This window comes from Paratractidigestivibacter faecalis, assembly GCF_003416765.1.
GTDB lineage: Bacteria > Actinomycetota > Coriobacteriia > Coriobacteriales > Atopobiaceae > Paratractidigestivibacter > Paratractidigestivibacter faecalis.
Window position 1 is genome coordinate 1,610,991 of record NZ_QSNG01000001.1, and the last position, 15,053, is coordinate 1,626,043.

Below are 15,053 nucleotides of genomic sequence, written 5' to 3' on the forward strand. Positions count from 1 at the left end.
AGAAGTGGCCTTCGTGCGAGTCGGTTTCTGGGCGGGCTGTTCGAAGCCCGATGACTTTATGCAGCCGCCCGATGCAGCCAACACGTTTACCTGCATCTTCCCGTATGGCATATACATTTAATAATTGATATCCCGTTCAACTGCCGAAGACGGGCTCACACCAAGGCCACTTCTGCACAACGCAGCCAAAACCGCTCACACGAAGGGCAGTTCCGCGCAAAACGGCGGTGCCGAGGTCGCCTTTCGCGTTGCCGTCGCAGCTCAAGAGCCACAGAACGCAGAAAAGCCGCCCAATGTGGTCAAGGATAGACACACATTGGGCGGCTTTTACGTTGGCGAGTCAGCTAGAGGACGGCTCTAGTCCACGGCAGCGCGGGCCTTGATGTCCGCCAGGTGCTCGCGCTGCTCGGGCGTCAGCGGCAGGCCGAAGTCGTCGCCGCTCTCGGGGTCTCCCTCCAGCTTGAAGCCCTCACCGCGGTTGTTGCGGTAGTTCTCCTTGGCGACGGAGATCATGAGCTTGATGCGGTTGAGCTGGTTGACCTCGGACGCGCCCGGGTCGTAGTCAACGGCAACGATGTTGCTCTCGGGGTGCATCTCGCGCAGGCGCTTGATGACGGCCTTGCCCACCACGTGGTTGGGCAGGCACGCAAACGGCGAGCAGCACACGATGTTGGGCGTGCCGGTCTCAATGAGGTCGCACATCTCGGCCGTCAGCAGCCAGCCCTCGCCCATGGTGTTGCACAGGGAGAGCACCTGGCCGGCCTTCTCGGCAAGCTCCCAGACGCTGGGGTACGGCTCAAAGCGCGTGGAGGCCTCCAGCATCTTGTTGATGGGCTCGCGGAAGCCCTCGATGAGCTTGATGCCCGCCTTGTGCGTAAAGCGGCTAGTTGCCTTGGTGCCCAGCTCGTCCTTCATGTTGATGGCGTTGGTCATGCCAAACAGGAAGAAGTCCACCAGGCCGGGCACGTTGGCCTCGCAGCCCTCCTGCTCGATGACGCGGACCACCTGGTTGTTGGCCGTGGGGTGGAACTTGACCAGGATCTCGCCGACCACGCCCACGCGCGGCTTGGAGCGGTCGTTGACCAGCGGCAGCGCCTCAAAGGCGTCGACCGTGCGCTGGCACAGCGCGTAGAACGAGCGGCGAGAAGCGCTCAGCAGAACGCCCTTGGCCTCGGCCATCATGCGGTCGTAGAGGGCGTCGGCTGAGCCGACCTCGGCCTCGTAGGGACGCACGCGGTAGAGCAGCTGCATGATGAGGTCGCCGTAGAGAAGGGCATACAGGGCCTTGACCAGCAGCTCGGGCTTGAAGATGTTGAAGCCGGGGTTGTCCTCGTCCAGGCCGCTTGCGGCGGTGAGGCTGATCACGGGCACCTCGGGGTGGCCGGAGTCCTTGAGCGCCTTGCGGATGAGGGCGATGTAGTTGGTGGCGCGGCAGCCGCCACCGGTCTGGGTGATGAGCACGGCGGTGCGGCTGAGGTCGTACTTGCCGGAGAGCACGGCCTCCATGATCTGGCCTGTGACCAGGATGGACGGGTAGCAGATGTCGTTGTTGACGTACTTCAGGCCCATGTCGACGGCGCCCTGGTCAACGGAGGGCAGCAGCACGGCGTTGAAGCCCTCGTTCTTGAGCAGCTCCTCAACCAGCTCGAAGTGGATGGGGCTCATCTGCGGCGCCAGGATGGTGTAGCCGGCGTCCTGCATCTCCTTGGTGTAGCGCACCTTCTTGAAGGCGGCGGAGGCGGACTCGCGGTAGACGGGCACGCGGCCGGGCTCGTCCTTGCGGGCGCGCTCGGGGGTACCGTCGGCGCAGAGCACGCCCTCGGGCGCGACCTCGCAGATCTGGCCGGCAGTGCTCTTGCGCTCCAGCTCCTCGCGCTGCTCCTTGAGGGCGGCCATGAGGGAGCGAATGCGAATGCGGGCGGCGCCGAGGTTGCTCACTTGGTCGACCTTGAGCATGGTGTAGATCTTGCCGGAGGCCTCCAGGATCTCTTGCACCTCGTCGGTGGTCAGGGCATCAAGACCACAACCAAACGAGAAGAGCTGGATGAGGTCCAGGTCATTGCGGGTGGCCACGAAGCGCGCCGCGCGGTAGAGACGCGAGTGGAACATCCACTGGTCGACGACGCGGATGGGGCGCTCGGGGAGCATCTTGTGGGCCACGGAGTCCTCGGTGAGGACGGCAAAGCCGAAGGAGTGCACCAGCTCGGGGATGGCGTGGTTGATCTCGGGGTCGTTGTGGTAGGGGCGGCCGGCCAACACGATGCCATGGGCGTCGTGCTCCTCAATCCACCTCAGGGCCTCGTCGCCCTTGCGGTGCATGGCGTTGTGGAAGTCCACGTCAGCCTGCCAGGCGGCGTTGACGGCCTCGTCGATCTCGGCGCGGGTGATGTGGGCGCCACGCACGCGACCGCGGCCCTCGGCGGCGTCCTTCTCGCGCTGCTCGCTGATCAGCTCGTAGAGGCGGCGCTTGAGCTCGCTCTTCTTGTCGTACGGAATGAACGGGTCAAGAAACTCGACCTTGGAACCCTCGCCCAGCTCGTCAACGTTGAGCTCCAGGGCCTGCGGGTAGCTCATGACGATGGGGCAGTTGTAGTGGTTGGTAGCCCCCTCGTCCTCCTTGCGCTCCCAGCGGATGCAGGGCATCCAGATGAAGTCCGGGTCCTTGGCGATGAGGTTCATGATGTGGCCGTGGCTGAGCTTGGCCGGGTAGCAGACGGACTCGGAGGGCATGGACTCGATGCCGGCCTCGTAGGTCTTGCCGTTGGTCTGGTCGGAGAGAACGACGCGGAAGCCCAGCTTGGTGAAGAACGCGTGCCAGAACGGATAGTTCTCGTACATGTTGAGGGCGCGCGGAATGCCCACGGTGCCGCGGGTGGCCTCCTCCTCGGAGAGCACCGGACGGTCAAAGAGCAGCTTGTTCTTGTACTCAAACAGGTTGGGGGCGTCGTTCTTGGAGCGCTTGCCGGCGCCCGCGCCCTTCTCGCAGCGGTTGCCCGTGATAAAGCGGTGACCCTCGCCGAAGTCGTTGATGGTCAGCAGGCAGTTGTTTGAGCAGCGGCCGCAGTGGACGTTGGTGTGCTTGACCTGCAGGTTGTCGATCTTCTCGCGGGAGAGCAGGCCGGAGGTGCCGGTCTTGCCGGCGCGATCGCGGGCCAGAAGGGCCGCACCGTAGGCGCCCATGCAGCCGGCCACATCCGGACGGATGACGTCACGGCCGGTGAGAAGCTCGAAGGCGCGCAGGGTGGCGTCGGACATGAAGGTGCCGCCCTGGACCACGCAGTACTTGCCGATCTCGTCAAAGTCGCGCAGCTTGATGACCTTGAACAGGGCGTTCTTGATGACGGAGTAGGAGAGGCCGGCGGCCACGTCGCCGATGGTCGCGCCCTCCTTCTGAGCCTGCTTGACGCGGGAGTTCATGAAGACGGTGCAGCGGCTTCCCAGGTCGACGGGGCTCTTGGCGTGCACGGCGGCCTCGGCGAACTCCTGGACGCTCATGTTCATGGACACGGCAAAGGACTCGATGAAGGAGCCGCAGCCAGAGGAACAGGCCTCGTTGAGCATGATGTGCTCGATGACGCCGTCCTTGACCTGCAGGCACTTCATGTCCTGGCCGCCAATGTCCAGGATGAACTCCACGTCGGGGATGAAGGCCTTGGCGCCGCGCAGGTGCGCGACGGTCTCAATCTCTCCGGAGTCTGCGCGCAGGGCCTCGATGAGGATTTGCTCGCCGTAGCCGGTGGTGGTCACGTGGCCGATGGTGCAGTCCGCGGGCATCTTGTCGTAGATGTCGTCCGTGATGGTGCGGGCGGTGCCCAGGATGTCGCCGTTGTTGTTGCCGTACCAGGTGTAGAGAAGCTCGCCGTCCTCGCCGACGACGGCCGCCTTCATGGTGGTGGAGCCGGCGTCAATGCCGATGAACACGCGGCCGTGGTAGCTGGTCAGGTCTCCCTTGGGAACCACCTGCTGGTCATGACGGGCCTTGAACTCCCGGTAGTCCTCCTCGCAGGAGAAGAGCGGGTCAAGTCGAGCGACCTCGGAGCCCTGGGTGTCCTTGAGGTCCTCGAGCAGGCGGATGGCCTCGGCGAAGGTGATGTACTTGTCGGACTCGCCGGCAAGGGCGGCGCCGGTGGCCACGAAGAGGTGGGCGTTCTCCGGGACGATGATGTGCTCCTCGTCCAGGTTGAGCGTGACGTAGAAGCGGTGACGCAGCTCGGAGAGGTACTGCAGCGGGCCGCCGAGGAAGGCCACGTAGCCGCGGATGGGGTGGCCACAGGCAAGGCCGGAGACAGTCTGGTTGGCCACGGCCTGGAAGATGGAGGCGGCCACGTCGGCAGGGGCGGCACCCTCGTTGAGCAGCGGCTGGACGTCGGACTTGGCAAAGACGCCGCAGCGGGAGGCGATGGGGTGGATCTGCGTGGCGCCCTTGGCGAGCTCGTTCAGGCCGGAGGCGTCAGTGTGCAGCAGCGACGCCATCTGGTCGATGAACGCGCCCGTGCCGCCGGCGCAGGTGCCGTTCATGCGCTGCTCGATGCCGTTGTCGAAGTAGATGATCTTGGCGTCCTCGCCGCCGAGCTCGATGGCGCAGTCGGTCTGCGGGATGAGGGTCTCCACGGCGCGCTTGGAGGCAATGACCTCCTGGACAAACTCCAGGTCAAGCCACTTGGCCAGCAGCATGCCGCCGGAGCCGGTGATGGAGACGCGCATGGGGGTGTCGCCGATGACGCGCTGGGCGCGGGCGAAGAGCTCCTTGGCCGTGGCGCGCACGTCGGTGTGGTGGCGCTCGTAGTTGGCGTAGACCAGGTGGTCGTTGTCGTCGATAACGGCCAGCTTGACCGTGGTGGAGCCCACGTCGATGCCCAGGCGCAGGTGTGCGTGGGAGAGGTCGCAGGGGTTCTTGGGCGAGAGCTCGGCGCCATCCTGCGCCAGTTCGATGGCCGGGCGGGCTGCGCGCTCCGCCTTGATGGATGCCGCGGACTTATCGGTCATTTCTCTCCTCCTTGGGGGACAGGGTCGCGAGGGCAAAGCTCGGGATGTCAAACTCGATGTGGCTGCCGTAGAGGTCGCCGGGACGCACGAACATGAGGGCCGTCATGAGGCGGGCCATGGTGCCCACGGACTCCCTCATGCCGCCCTCAAGCCAGCGGATAAGTACGCCCACCTCGGCGGATATGGCAAAGGTGAGGTAGTAGTCAAAGAAGGAGCCCAGGGCGCGCAGGTCTATGCCGTCCAGGGCGCGGTCGCTCACGACCTCGCGCACCATGCGCTTGAGGCGCTCCGCGAAGGCGGGGTCTCCCCCGTCGCCCAGAAGCGGGCGCAGGTAGTCTCCCCTCTCGCGCACGCAGGTCAGGAGCTCTATGGAGCCGGGCGCGGGCTCCTGGCGGCTGAGGGACTCCTGGAGCTGGCCCAGGTGGCACTCGGAGATGCGCACCACGTGGGCGCGAAGCTCGGCCAGGGTCTCCGCCTCGATCTGGTTGACGAGGTCGGGAATGTCTCTGAAGTGGGAGTAGAACGTGCGGCGCGTGACGCCGGCGCGCTCGGTCACGGCGGTCACCGTGACGCGGGTGAGGTCGCCCGTGGCGTCTATCTCCTCCGCGAGGGCCTGGCGCAGCGCGCGTCGCGTTCGGACGCTGCGGCGGTCCGTGCTCTGCGGGACGGGAGGAGCGGCCACGGCGTCTCTGAGGGCCTGGTGCATGCATGCCTTTCGACGTGGTCTGGCTGCGTTATTTCACAGCCTGCGTAGTATTGCACACCTTGTGCAACAACGTTGCCATGACGCCCCGTCCTCACAAAACCTCACAGCACGCTTTCTTAAAGCCCCTCCCGCAAGCATTGGTTCAAACGGGAAAGCGCCCCGGGTTTCTCGTCGGCGACTTCCGCAGCCACGCTTTTTGCGGCGAGGACTGAGCCGAAGAGAAACCCGGGGCGCACCCTACAGGTTGAATCTACCTGCTACTCGTTGTCACCCGCGGTCATCTGGGTGGCAGAGAGCTCACCGTCAGAGGCGGCAGCGGCGTCGGGCCACACCCAGCCGGTGAAGGCGGGGTGGTCGTAGCCCTCGTCGCAGGCAAACTGGAAGGCCTCCTGGCGGAAGTTCTCCCACTCGTCGATCTTCTCGGCGAACTTGCTGGCGTCCACGAGGCGCAGGGCGTCGGCGGCCAGGGCCCAGCGGTCCATGTTGTTGAGGCGCAGCATGTCGAAGGGCGTGGTGGTGGAACCCTTCTCCTCGTAGCCGTGGACGCGGAAGTTGTCGTGGTTGGGGCGGTCCCAAATCAGGCGACGGATGGTGCCCGCGTAGGCGTGGAAGGCAAAGAGGACGGGCTTATTGGTGCCAAAGAACTCGGCGAAGCGCTCGTCGGAGATGGCCTGGTCGTTCTCGGAGGCGTTCTGGATCTTCAGCAGGTCCACGACGTTGACGAAGGTGGCCTTGACGCCCTGCTCCTTGAGCATGTCAAGGGCGGCCAGGGCCTCGAGGGTCGGCACGTCGCCGCAGGTGGCGATGACCAGGTCGGCGTCGGCCACGGACTCGGCGGTGGAGGCCCACTTCCACTCGGCCAGACCCTCCTCGAGCTCGGCCTTGGCCTCGTCGACGGTCAGGAAGGTCGGGGCCGGCTGCTTGCCGCAGAAGATGGCGTTCACGCAGTTGGTGGAGGTGTAGCAGCGCTCAGCCACGGCCAGGGCCATGTTGGCGTCGCAGGGGTAGTAGGCGTTGACCACGTGGGTGTCGTTGGCCTTGTTGAGGAGAAGGTCGATGAAGCCCGGGTCCTGGTGGGAGAAGCCGTTGTGGTCCTGGCGCCAGACGTGGCTGGAGAGCAGGATGTTCAGGCCGGCGATGGGGGCACGCCAGGGAATCTCGCGCACGGTGGCCTCAAGCCACTTGCAGTGCTGGTTCACCATGGAGTCGACGACGTGGATGAAGGACTCGTAGGAGCTCCACACGCCGGAGCGGCCGGTGAGGACGTAGCCCTCGAGGAAGCCCTCGCACTGGTGCTCGGAGAGCTGCTCGACGACCTTGCCGGACGGGCAGAGGAGCTCGTCGTTGTCGCCGTCGGCGTAGTAGCCGCCCTCCCACTGCTTGGAGGTGTACTTGTAGGCGTCCTGGAGACGGTTGGAAGCGGTCTCGTCGGGGCCGAAGATGCGGAAGTCGTCCTCGTTGAGGTGCAGCACGTCAGCGGTGTAGGCACCAAAAACGCGGGCGGCCTCGGTGGCGCCCCAGCCGTGGCCCTTCTTGGCGACGGGGACCTCGTGCTCGTGGATGTCGGGCAGGACGAGGTCGCGACGGACCTTGCCACCGTTGGCGTTGGGGTTGGCGCCGATGCGCAGGTCGCCCTTGGGCATGAAGGCGGTCACCTCGGGACGGATCTGGCCCTCAGGGGTGAAGAGCTCCTCGGGCTTGTAGGAGCGCAGCCAGGTGCGCAGCACGCGGAAGTGCTCGTGGGTGTCCTTGGCGGAGGCCAGGGGCACCTGGTGGGCACGCCAGGAACCCTCGGTCTTCTTGCCGTCGATGTGCTTGGGGCACGTCCAGCCCTTGGGGGTGCGGAAGATGATCATCGGGTAGACCGGGCGGGTCTCGTCGCCGGCCTCCGCGCGCTCCTTGATGTCGCAGATCTCGTCGAAGACCTCCTCGAGGAGGTTGGCAAAGCGGCGGTGGATGGAGGCGTGGGACTCGTTGTCAAAGCCGGCCACAAAGAAGTGCGGGTCGTAGCCCATGCCCTCGAAGAACTCCTCGAGCTCCTCGTCGGAGACGCGGGCCAGGATGGTGGGGTTGGCGATCTTGTAGCCGTTGAGGTGCAGGATCGGCAGCACGATGCCGTCGGTCTTGGGGTTCACGAGCTTGTTGGACTGCCAAGAGGTGGCAAGCGGGCCGGTCTCGGACTCGCCGTCGCCGACGACGGCCACGGCCAGCAGGCTCGGGTTGTCCATGACGGCGCCGTAGGCGTGGGACAGGGTGTAGCCGAGCTCGCCGCCCTCGTGGATGGAGCCGGGGGTCTCGGGGGCAAAGTGGCTGGGGATGCCGCCGGGGTAGGAGAACTGGCGGAAGAACTTCTGCAGGCCGGCCTCGTCGTCGGTGATGTCGGGACGGACCTCACGGTAGGTGCCGTCGAGAAGGGACTGGGCGGTGCCGGCGGGGCCACCGTGACCAGGGCCCATCAGGAAGACGGCGTTCTGCTGGTGATCGGCGATGAGGCGGTTGACGTGGCCAAAGAGGAAGTTCACGCCCGGGGTAGTGCCCCAGTGGCCGACGAGGCGGTGCTTGACGTCGGCGCGGCCGAAGTCGCGGGCCTCCCCGGTCTTCTCGTCGACGAAGTCCTTCTTCATGAGCGGGTTGGAGCGCAGGTAGATCTGGCCGACGGAGAGGTAGTTGGCGGCGCGCCAGTACTTCTCGACGCCCTCCAGCTCCTCGGCGGGAACGGCGTGGTCGAGCTTCTGCCACGGGGTGCCAATAACGGGCTGAGCCATGCTTGGGTCCTCCTTGTTTGCTGACTGCTTGGTTTCCGAAGTGGAGTATAGAGGGGTAAAACGCTTTACTTTTCGAGAATTAGAGAGTAATTCGTTTTACCTCGGACTGTTTTACGAGCGGTCGTTCATAAGCGCTGGCGAGAAGGGCGGGTGGCGCGGTGGACCTCGGGGCAGTGCGCCGCGCAGAATTGGCTTCCGCTGGAAGGCAAAGGTGCGCAGCGCCGCACCAGACCCCTCTAGCGCGCACATTTTGCTTCCACTGGAACGCCACTTTGCGCGGATTCCACCGCTGCGCAGAATTGGCTTCCAGCGGAACGCGTTTTTGCGCGGCCTTCTCCCCTAGGAGTTGTGAAGAACGAGGGGAGGCCTCCCGGCGCCAAGACCGGAAAGAAAAAGTTGCGAGCACGACCCCACCTTGGCCCGCAGCGCCCCATCGGCGAGAAGGGCGTTCTGCTGAAAGTCAGCTGTCCGCTACACGCAAGGAATCAGAAAGGCCATTTTGGTCGCCAACCAGCAAAAACGCGTACGCTTCCGCTCACAATGACTTACGTGATCTCACATACCACCGCACTTGAGGTGATGCGCGCGAGGCGCTTCTGCGACCTCCTCGCCCACCGCGACCCGCACCCAACCCTGCCAACCGGGGCGCCGGGCGCGGGCGAGGTCGAGCGCCGGCTTGAAACCTCCCCCATCGCACGGCAGCTCAGCCGGCCAGTCGTCCTTCTCGCCGCGGGAGAGGGCAGCCGTAAGCGGTGTCGGGGCTTCGAGGTGCGCACGGCGGGCTTTGAGCTTCCTCCCGCCTCGCTCATCAAGCTCGACGAGGCCACTTCGATAGTTTCGCCGGAGCCATTGCTGCTCCAAATGGCAAGAATCGCGACGCCCCTGGAGCTTGCGATGCTCGTCTGCGAGCTGTGCGGGCTCTACGCCATCCAGCCGGGAGGCGAGCTCGTCCAGAGGGAGGTGCCGCTCACCAGCATCGGCCAAATCGTCGAGTTTCTCGCCAACCTGGGTGGCATTCCCGGAGCGCCCGCCCTGCGACGGGCCACAAGCGTCGCGTTTGAGCTTAGCGCCTCGCCCCAGGAGTCAAAGCTCGCCGCGCGCGTGGCATGGGACAGGGCCCGGGGCGGCTACGCCATTCCCATCCTTGGCATGAACGAGTCGCTTGAGGTCAGGCGCATAAGCAGGCGGCTCGACGAGGCCCACGTCCGAAGGCCCGACGTCATCCTGCGGCTTCCCGGCCCAGGCGGCCCCGGCATCGGGCTTGAATACAACGGCAGCGACCACCTTAGCGAGGGCAGGCAACAGCAGGACGCGCTGCGGGCAAACGAGCTTCTTGCATACAATTTCAAACCGTATGCCATCTGGAAGGACCAATATCAGAGCACGTCCTACATGGATGGCCTCATGGACGGGGTCATCCGGAGCGAGCTGGGGCTCCCTCGCCATCGCCCCTCGGCAAGAAGGGCGGCCGTCGAGCTGGCACGGCGAGAAGCGCTTCTCGCCGAGCTCAACGCCATCGACGGGCTGAGGTGGGGAGCTTCGGCATCGCACCCGACCGTCATCCGCGCTCGCGAGGCCATAGAGGAGGCCCGCGAGCGGCCGCTGGACCAGTAAGGCCCATTGGCCGTGAGGCATGGGCTGCTCAAATTTGGCCTCCACTGGAACGCTTTTCTCGGCGAGAAGACCTTGGTCTCACGATTGGCTTCCAGTGGAGCGCCATTGTGAGCAAAAGAGCGCCCCAAACACCCGGCGCACACTTCTCACTTCCAGCGGATGGCAAATGCGAGCGCGCAGCGGCGCAGCGCAGCGCCCGCCCGTCCCACTACAGCCAGCGGACGGAGTTCTTCACCACGATCTTGGGGCGCAGGATGGTGGAGACGCTGCCCTTTGGCTCGGTGCCCGCGTCGGCCTCGGCAAGACGGGCAAACAGCAGGTCGATGGCCGCGTCCGCAAGCTCGCCGGAGTTCTGCTCGATGGAGGTGAGCGCGGGCTCGAAGAGCGAGTCGGCCGCTGAGTTGTCGTAGCTCACCACCGAGTAGTCACGCGGAACGCGCAGGTCATGGGCGTAGAGCAGCTTGAGCAGGCCCAGGGCGATGTTGTCGGAGCTCGCAAAGACGGCCGTGGCGTCGGTCTTGAGGAAGCCCTTGGCAGACTCGTAGGCGTCGTCTATGTAGTAGGCGGTGTGGAACTCAAGCTCCGGGTCCGGCTCAATGCCGCGCTCGCGAAGGGCCCGCTCGTAGCCCGCCATGCGCTCCAGGCCCGTGTTTGACTCCTTGTTGATGAGGCACGCCACGCGCTCGTGCCCGCGGCCAAGCAGGTAGGAGGTTGCCAGGTAACCGCCCTGCTCGTTGTTGAAGCCCACCTTGTCGCAGTCCAGGCCCTCAATAAAACGGTCAACCATCACGTAGGGCACCGGCAGCTGTTCCAGCATGGAGGCCAGCTCGTGGCCAGGTCGCAGCTCGTCCGAGACCACTACGAACAGCCCGTCGACGCCGCGGTTGACCAGCAGGCGCACGAGCTCGGTGTCGTTTGACTTGCTGCCGTCTGAGTTGGTGATCAGCAGCAGGTACCCGCGCTCGCGGCACCGCAGCTCCAGGTTTCTGGCCAAGGACGAGAAGAACCTGGACTCGATGTTGGGAACCACCAGCCCCAGCGTCTGGGAGTGCTGCGTCACCAGGCTGCGCGCGATCTGGTTGGGGATGTAGCGCTTCTTGCGCGCCACCTCCTTGATTCGGCGGCGGTTCTCGGCAGAGATCTTGCACGGGCGGTCGTTGAGCACGAGCGAGACCGACGTGGGAGACAGGCCCACCTCGCGGGCGATGTCCTTGAGCGTCACCTTTGCCGCCATCGTGCCCTTCTCTCCTCCGAGCTCACCGAGCCGCCGCAGACGCACCCGGGCGGACGCGCCTCTCTTCTGGGTTTCCGTCACGTCACCGCCTCGGAGGTCCCATCGGCTATCTCTATAATGGTAGCGGCAATCCCACGCCAGCCTTCGGAAGAAAGGGACGCAGTGGACATCACCCCGCAGGAAGTCGCCGAGACCCTCTCCATGGTCTCCGAGCAGAACCTGGACCTCCGCACCATCACCATGGGAATCTCGCTTGCCGGTTGCGCCGACGAGGACATGGGCCGCATGTGCCAGAAGGTCTACGACAAGATCACGCACACGGCGGAGAACCTGGTCAAGACCGCCGACGACCTCCAGAGCGAGTACGGCATCCCCATCGCCAACAAGCGCGTCTCGGTCACCCCGGTGGCCCAGATCGCGGCCGGCTGCCCCGACCAGGACCTCTCGCCCATCGCGCACGCCATGGACCGCGCCGCCCAGACCCTGGGCATCGACTTCATGGGCGGCTTCAGCGCGCTGGTGCAGAAGGGCATCGGCGCCACGGACCGCAAGCTCATCGACTCCGTGCCGGAGGCGCTTGCCACCACCGAGCGCGTGTGCTCGTCTCTCAACATTGCCTCCACGCGCGCCGGCATCAACATGGACGCCGTGCTCCTGGCCGCCCAGACCATCCAGGAGTGCGCGCGCCGCACGGTAGACATAGACTGCTACGGCGCCGCCAAGTTCGTGGTCTTTGCCAACATGGTTGAGGACTCGCCGTTCATGGCGGGCGCCGTCCACGGAACCGGCGAGGCGGACGCCGTCATCAACGTGGGCGTCTCCGGCCCCGGCGTCATGGCCGCCGCCCTCTCCGAGCTGCCCCAGGACGCCAACCTCATGGAGGTGGCCGAGAAGATCAAGCAGACCGCCTTCAAGATCACCCGCGCCGGCGAGCTCATGAGCCGCGAGGCGTCCAGGCGCCTGGGCGTGGAGAAGGGCATCGTCGACCTCTCGCTGGCGCCGACGCCGGCTGCCGGCGACTCCGTGGCCAAGATCCTGGAGATCATCGGCGTGGGCGAGTGCGGCGGTCCCGGCACCACGGCCGCACTGGCACTTCTCAACGACTGTGTGAAGAAGGGCGGCGTCATGGCGTCCTCCTCCGTGGGCGGCCTCTCCGGCGCGTTCATCCCCGTGTCCGAGGATGCCGGCATGATCCGCGCGGCCGTGGACGGGGCCCTCTCCATCGAGAAGCTCGAGGCCATGACCTGCGTCTGCTCCGTGGGCCTGGACATGATCGCCATCCCGGGAGACACCTCGGTGGAGGCCATCGCCGGCATCATCGCCGACGAGATGGCCATTGGCGTCATCAACACCAAGACCACGGCCGTGCGCCTGATTCCGGCCATCGGCAAGTCCGAGGGCGACATGCTGGAGTTTGGCGGCCTGTTTGGCAGCGCACCGGTCATGCCGGTCAACCGCTTTGCCGGCACCGTCCTGGCCCACCGTGGCGGCCGCTTCCCCGCCCCGCTGAACTCGCTGAAGAACTAGCGGGGCCCGCGCCTTCGGGCGCGTCCTGCGCAGCAAAACAGCCTCGCGCCCCCGAGTCCATGAGACCCAAGGGGCGCGAGGCTTTTTCGCGCCTACGAAATTATTCCTGCCGTCCGCCGAAATCACGTCCAAAACCGCTCACCGAGCCCGGAAAAGGCCGTTCGCCGGGAAGGTGTTCCGACCTCTTGCGTTTGCCGAGCATACTGGTGGGCCGGCCGTCTCGAGGGGAGCGGCCGAGCAAGCGGCCTTGCGCCAAAAACCGGCGGCGCGAATGCGTGCTGCCACGCAACAAAGGAGATAGGCATGAATCTCAAGGAGAAGTACGGCGAGTGGGGCATCGTCCTCGGGGCCACCGAGGGCGTGGGCGAGGCCTTCTGCAAGAAGCTCGCCGAGGGCGGCATGAACATCGTGATGGTCGGTCGCCGCGAGGAGCTCATGCGCGAGAAGGCCGAGAAGTTCAAGGCCGAGTACGGCGTCGACTACAAGGTCGTCCGCGCCGACCTCTCGGAACCCGACGAGGCCTGCGAGAAGATCTTCGCCGCCACCGAGGATCTCGACATGGGCTTCATGAGCTACGTCGCGTGCCTGCACCACTTCGGCCGCTTCCAGGAGGTCGACCTCGAGACCCACGAGCAGTGCCTCAACGTCAACGTCATCACCTTCCTGCGCATTTTTCACCACTACATGCAGGAGTTCGCCGCCAAGGACCGCGGTGCCGTCATCAACGTCTCGTCCATGACGGGCATCTCGGGCTCGCCGTTCAACGGAGAGTACGGCGCGGGCAAGGCCTACATCCTCAAGCTCACCGAGGCCGTCGCCTACGAGACCAAGAAGACCGGCGTCGACGTCGAGGCCATCACCCTGGGCACCACCCTCACCCCCACCGCCATGAAGAACTTCCCCAAGGGTCCCGCGGGCGACGCCGTCGTCAAGATCGCCCTTACCCCCGACCAAGTGGCCGACGAGGCCTTCGAGAAGCTCGGCCGCGAGATGTCGGTCATCGCCGGCGAGCGCAACAAGGCGAGCGTTCACGACTGGAAGGCCAACCACACCGAGGACGAGTACATCGCCTACATGGGCGCCTTCTACGAGAACTAGACCCCAGCAGCCGATGACGCAAACGACCCGCACGAGCCGCGACGACGGCTCGGGCGGGTCGTTTTTACTGCGATGGTTCCCCTAAAGAAGGGCACCGGGGGCGGGCGGCGCGCTAGCCCAGGAAGCGGACCTCGGGCTGGAGGCGGACGCCAAACTGGCGCTCGACCTCGGCTTGGACGTGCTCGATGACGGCGTGGACGTCGGCCGCGGTGGCGCCGCCGACGTTGACCACGAAGCCGGCGTGCTTCTTGCTGACCGCGGCGCCGCCCACCTGGTAGCCGCGCAGGCCCGCGTCGGTGATGAGCTTGCCGGCAAAGTGGCCCTCGGGGCGCTTGAAGGTGGAGCCGGCGGAGGGCAGGTCAAGAGGCTGCTTCTCCTCGCGGCGGTGGGTGAGGTCGTCCATCTTCTGACGGATCTTCTCGCCGTCCGCGCGGGTGAGGGCAAAGGTGGCGGAGAGCACGACGAGGCCCTCGTCAGCAATGCGGCTGTGGCGGTAGCCCAGGTCGAGCTCGTCGACGCCCAGGTCGCAGACGTCGCCGGCGGGCGTGAGCACGCGGACCTCCTTGAGGACGTCGGCCATGCAGCCGTCGTAGGCGCCGGCGTTCATGTAGCAGGCGCCGCCAACGGAGCCCGGGATGCCGCAGGCAAACTCCAGGCCAGAAAGGCCCAGCTCGCAAGCCATCTCGGAGGCCTCGCGCAGGTCGACGCCGGCCTGGCAGCACATCTCGTCGTCCTCGACGGAGACGCCCATGAGGCACTCCAGCGCGATGATGACGCCGCGGTAGCCCGCGTCGGAGACCAGCAGGTCGGAGCCGCGGCCCAGAAGGAAGTAGTTCTCGCCGGACTCACGCGCGGCAGAGACGACCTCGCGGACCTCGTCGATGTCTTCCGGGGTCACAAAGAGGTCTGCGGGACCTCCCACCTCAAAGGTGGTGTGCTCGCTCATTGGCTCGTCAACCAGCACGTTCTCCTCGCCGACGATGGAGCGCAGCCTCCACGCGAGGGGTCTGTCACTATCGGACATGTCTTCCTTTCTCTTGCCCGACAAAGCGCCGCCCTGCGGCGTGCCGCACCTGCGGCGTGCCGCACCTGCGGCTCTCCGAGTATATCAGCAGGCAGCCCG

The 15,053-nt window shown here is 65.7% G+C and carries 8 protein-coding genes; 3 read left to right on the forward strand and 5 right to left on the reverse strand.

What is annotated here, in order from left to right:
* Nucleotides 1-357 precede the first annotated feature (357 nt).
* The 3 genes from DXV50_RS07190 to DXV50_RS07200 form a co-directional block, all read right to left on the reverse strand.
* Nucleotides 358-4,986 (reverse strand): 2-hydroxyacyl-CoA dehydratase, encoded by a 4,629-nt coding sequence (locus DXV50_RS07190; protein WP_117205553.1) that lies wholly within the window; start codon nt 4,984-4,986, stop codon nt 358-360.
* Nucleotides 4,976-5,692 (reverse strand): TetR/AcrR family transcriptional regulator, encoded by a 717-nt coding sequence (locus tag DXV50_RS07195; protein WP_117205554.1) that lies wholly within the window; start codon nt 5,690-5,692, stop codon nt 4,976-4,978. The genes DXV50_RS07190 and DXV50_RS07195 overlap by 11 nt, the downstream gene beginning before the upstream one ends.
* 257 nt (nt 5,693-5,949) lie before the next feature.
* On the reverse strand, nt 5,950-8,457 hold the full coding sequence (locus DXV50_RS07200; protein WP_117205555.1) for a phosphoketolase: 2,508 nt from the start codon (nt 8,455-8,457) through the stop codon (nt 5,950-5,952).
* 549 nt (nt 8,458-9,006) lie between these two features.
* Between DXV50_RS07200 and DXV50_RS07205 the strand changes: the two genes are divergently transcribed.
* Nucleotides 9,007-10,071: a hypothetical protein gene (locus DXV50_RS07205; protein ID WP_198666439.1), complete on the forward strand. Its 1,065-nt coding sequence runs from the start codon at nt 9,007-9,009 to the stop codon at nt 10,069-10,071.
* A gap of 208 nt (nt 10,072-10,279) precedes the next feature.
* Here DXV50_RS07205 and DXV50_RS07210 read toward each other — a convergent pair whose 3' ends face one another.
* Nucleotides 10,280-11,305, reverse strand: a complete 1,026-nt coding sequence (locus DXV50_RS07210; RefSeq protein ID WP_117205557.1) for a LacI family DNA-binding transcriptional regulator — start codon at nt 11,303-11,305, stop codon at nt 10,280-10,282.
* 162 nt (nt 11,306-11,467) lie between these two features.
* Between DXV50_RS07210 and DXV50_RS07215 the strand changes: the two genes are divergently transcribed.
* Together DXV50_RS07215 and DXV50_RS07220 are read left to right on the forward strand one after the other, a co-directional pair.
* Nucleotides 11,468-12,832 carry a PFL family protein gene (locus DXV50_RS07215; RefSeq protein WP_117205558.1) on the forward strand — a complete coding sequence of 455 codons (1,365 nt, stop codon included), beginning with the start codon at nt 11,468-11,470 and terminating at the stop codon, nt 12,830-12,832.
* Between the two features lie 303 nt (nt 12,833-13,135).
* Entirely contained in the window at nt 13,136-13,930 is a 795-nt protein-coding gene (locus DXV50_RS07220) for a 7beta-hydroxysteroid dehydrogenase (RefSeq protein ID WP_117205559.1), read from the forward strand.
* A 112-nt stretch (nt 13,931-14,042) separates the two neighbouring features.
* Here the strand turns inward: DXV50_RS07220 and murB are convergent, their stop codons facing one another.
* Nucleotides 14,043-14,954 (reverse strand): UDP-N-acetylmuramate dehydrogenase, encoded by a 912-nt coding sequence (murB, locus tag DXV50_RS07225; protein WP_117205560.1) that lies wholly within the window; start codon nt 14,952-14,954, stop codon nt 14,043-14,045.
* Nucleotides 14,955-15,053 lie beyond the last annotated feature (99 nt).

Coding starts and splice junctions, on each gene's coding strand:
- DXV50_RS07190 (WP_117205553.1), bottom strand. CDS start 4,986: ATGACCGATAAGTCCGCGGCATCCATCAAGGCGGAGCGCGCAGCCCGC.
- DXV50_RS07195 (WP_117205554.1), bottom strand. CDS start 5,692: ATGCACCAGGCCCTCAGAGACGCCGTGGCCGCTCCTCCCGTCCCGCAG.
- DXV50_RS07200 (WP_117205555.1), bottom strand. CDS start 8,457: ATGGCTCAGCCCGTTATTGGCACCCCGTGGCAGAAGCTCGACCACGCC.
- DXV50_RS07210 (WP_117205557.1), bottom strand. CDS start 11,305: ATGGCGGCAAAGGTGACGCTCAAGGACATCGCCCGCGAGGTGGGCCTG.
- DXV50_RS07220 (WP_117205559.1), top strand. CDS start 13,136: ATGAATCTCAAGGAGAAGTACGGCGAGTGGGGCATCGTCCTCGGGGCC.
- murB (WP_117205560.1), bottom strand. CDS start 14,954: ATGTCCGATAGTGACAGACCCCTCGCGTGGAGGCTGCGCTCCATCGTC.